The 2,222-nt window shown below is 39.5% G+C and carries 2 protein-coding genes; both read left to right on the plus strand.

Features of this window, described 5'->3' with window-relative positions:
• The first annotated feature begins 125 nt into the window (after positions 1 to 125).
• Positions 126 to 1,037 (plus strand): tyrosine-type recombinase/integrase, encoded by a 912-nt coding sequence (locus J3495_RS18910; RefSeq protein WP_210668526.1) that lies wholly within the window; start codon positions 126 to 128, stop codon positions 1,035 to 1,037.
• Positions 1,016 to 2,131 (plus strand): IS91 family transposase, encoded by a 1,116-nt coding sequence (locus tag J3495_RS18915; protein WP_210668524.1) that lies wholly within the window; start codon positions 1,016 to 1,018, stop codon positions 2,129 to 2,131. Before J3495_RS18910 ends, J3495_RS18915 begins: the two co-directional genes overlap by 22 nt.
• Positions 2,132 to 2,222: the final 91 nt, after the last annotated feature.

A 2,222-nucleotide genomic window follows, 5' to 3' on the forward strand; every position in this document is an offset into this window, starting at 1 on the left:
TTGTAGCGTGTGTTGAACTAAACCTTCGGTAGCACATTAGTTGATTTTGTACCTTACGAATATAATTAAATTCTGTAAGTTATGACTACAAAAAAAAGAATGTTGAAGAATTAAGAGAAAACAAAATTCTCAACCAAGCCAAAAGAGAAGTATCTGGTTTTACGGATTTATTAGATCGTTTTGAGCGCACAGTTTCCGTTTTAGGCAGGAGCCAAAGTACATTTAGTAATTATTCCCGACACGTAGCGGCTATTTCGCTCTATTTTGGTAAAATCCCCACCGAATTGGACGCAGAACAAGTCCACGACTATTTGTTTTATTTACAAAAAAAGTCCAAAACCCCATCACAAACCTATTTTAAACACTGTGTTTATGGACTTCGATTTTTACTGAAATCCGAAGGTCTTCCGTATGAATTTCTACGATTACCCTCAATCAAACATGAAAAAAAACTACCTGTTGTTTTAAGTAAGGAAGAAGTCTGGGCAATGCTACAAAACGCCAAACTGCTCAAACACAAAATACTGATTGGGTTGCTTTATGGCTGTGGACTTCGCTGTATGGAAGCCCGAAGCGTACGATTGCAAGACTTGGATTTTGATCGCAAACAACTCAAAGTAGTACAAGGCAAAGGAAAAAAAGACCGCTATGTTCCTTTATCGGTTCATTTAATACGAGGACTCAAAAAATACATCCAAGGGGAAAAACCTCAGGATTATTTGTTTAATGGCAAGCCTATAGAACGATCTGGAGGGGATTTTGATTCTCGCTATTCCCAACGAGGTGTACAATGGGTTATCAAACAGGTTTGTAAGCAAGCTGGGATTATAAAGGAAGTTCACACCCATACGCTGCGACACAGTTATGCCACACATTTGCTCGAGGACGGTATGGATATCATTACGCTTAAAGACCTTTTGGGACACCAAAACTTAGAAACGACCTTGGAATATTTACAGATCGCCCAACTCGCCAGTCAACAAAAATTTAGTCCACTCGATACACTTTTTACCCAATGCAGCGGCTCTTTGAAGTAGCCGATGTACTGAGCAAGTTAGGAACAAAAACAGAGAATCTGGGTTTAAATACTTGGCAATTACGTACACTATCTGCCATCCAAAAATGCCGAACTTCAGCTTTAGGAGGTCATATCGATGCTTGCGATGGCTGTGGGAATCTCACTATCAGTTACAACTCTTGTCGCAATCGCCATTGTCCAAAATGTCAAGGCAATAAGCGAGAGCATTGGATAGATGCCAGAAGTACAGAACTCTTGCCAGTAGCCTATTTCCACGTGGTTTTTACTTTGCCAGACAGCATCAATTCTTTGGCTATACATCAACCCAAAATCGTCTATGATACTTTGTTTGAAGCCACTTGGGAAACCTTGCAACAATTTGGCAAAGCCAAGAAAATACAAATAGGAATGATTGCTGTTTTGCACACTTGGGGACAGCAATTGAGTTTGCATCCGCACTTGCATTGTATTGTTCCTGGCGTCGGCGTAGATAAAAACGAACAATGGCAAAATATCCGAAGCGATGGCAAATTCTTGTTTGCTGTAAAAGCCTTATCAAAAGTTTTTAGAGCTAAATATTGTGAGAAACTCAAAGCGAAAGAACCTATAAAGTACGAACAAATCCGGCAAGAATTATGGCAAAAACCTTGGGTGGTATTTGCCAAAAAACCTTTTGGAAGTCCTGCATCGGTGGTGGAATATTTGGGTAGGTACACCCACAAAATAGCCATTAGCAACCATCGAATCAAAGCTATAGACGATAAAAGCGTGACTTTTGCTTATAACGATTACCGTCAAAATGGCTTTAAAAAACAGATGACATTGACGCATCAGGAATTTATACGTCGGTTTTCATTGCATATTTTGCCCAAGCGTTTTGTAAAAATAAGGCATTACGGTTTTTTGAGTAGTACTTGGAAACGGCAAAAGTTAAAGCTTTTGCAGGAGAAACTTCAAGTTAAAGTACTAGAGAAAGTAGAGAAAAAGCCTTTTTTACCAAAGTGTCGGTGTTGTAAAACAGGGAATTTACATCGAATAGCCGTTTTTGACCAACGCGGTCCGCCTGCTTGGTATCTTGGCGGTAGCCAAAACGCTAATCCCTGTAAAAACTAATTTTATGGGTAGGGGAAGTTATGCCCAATCCCGAAGCTTCAGGAGAAGGAAAACACAAGAAAACCACATTAAAAACTCCTCCAAAAAAAAA

The organism is Flavobacterium geliluteum (genome assembly GCF_017948595.1).
GTDB classification, from domain to species: domain Bacteria; phylum Bacteroidota; class Bacteroidia; order Flavobacteriales; family Flavobacteriaceae; genus Flavobacterium; species Flavobacterium flavipigmentatum.

Excerpts from the sequence above, each read along its gene's own strand:
- J3495_RS18915 (WP_210668524.1), top strand. The coding sequence starts at position 1,016 with ATGCAGCGGCTCTTTGAAGTAGCCGATGTACTGAGCAAGTTAGGAACA.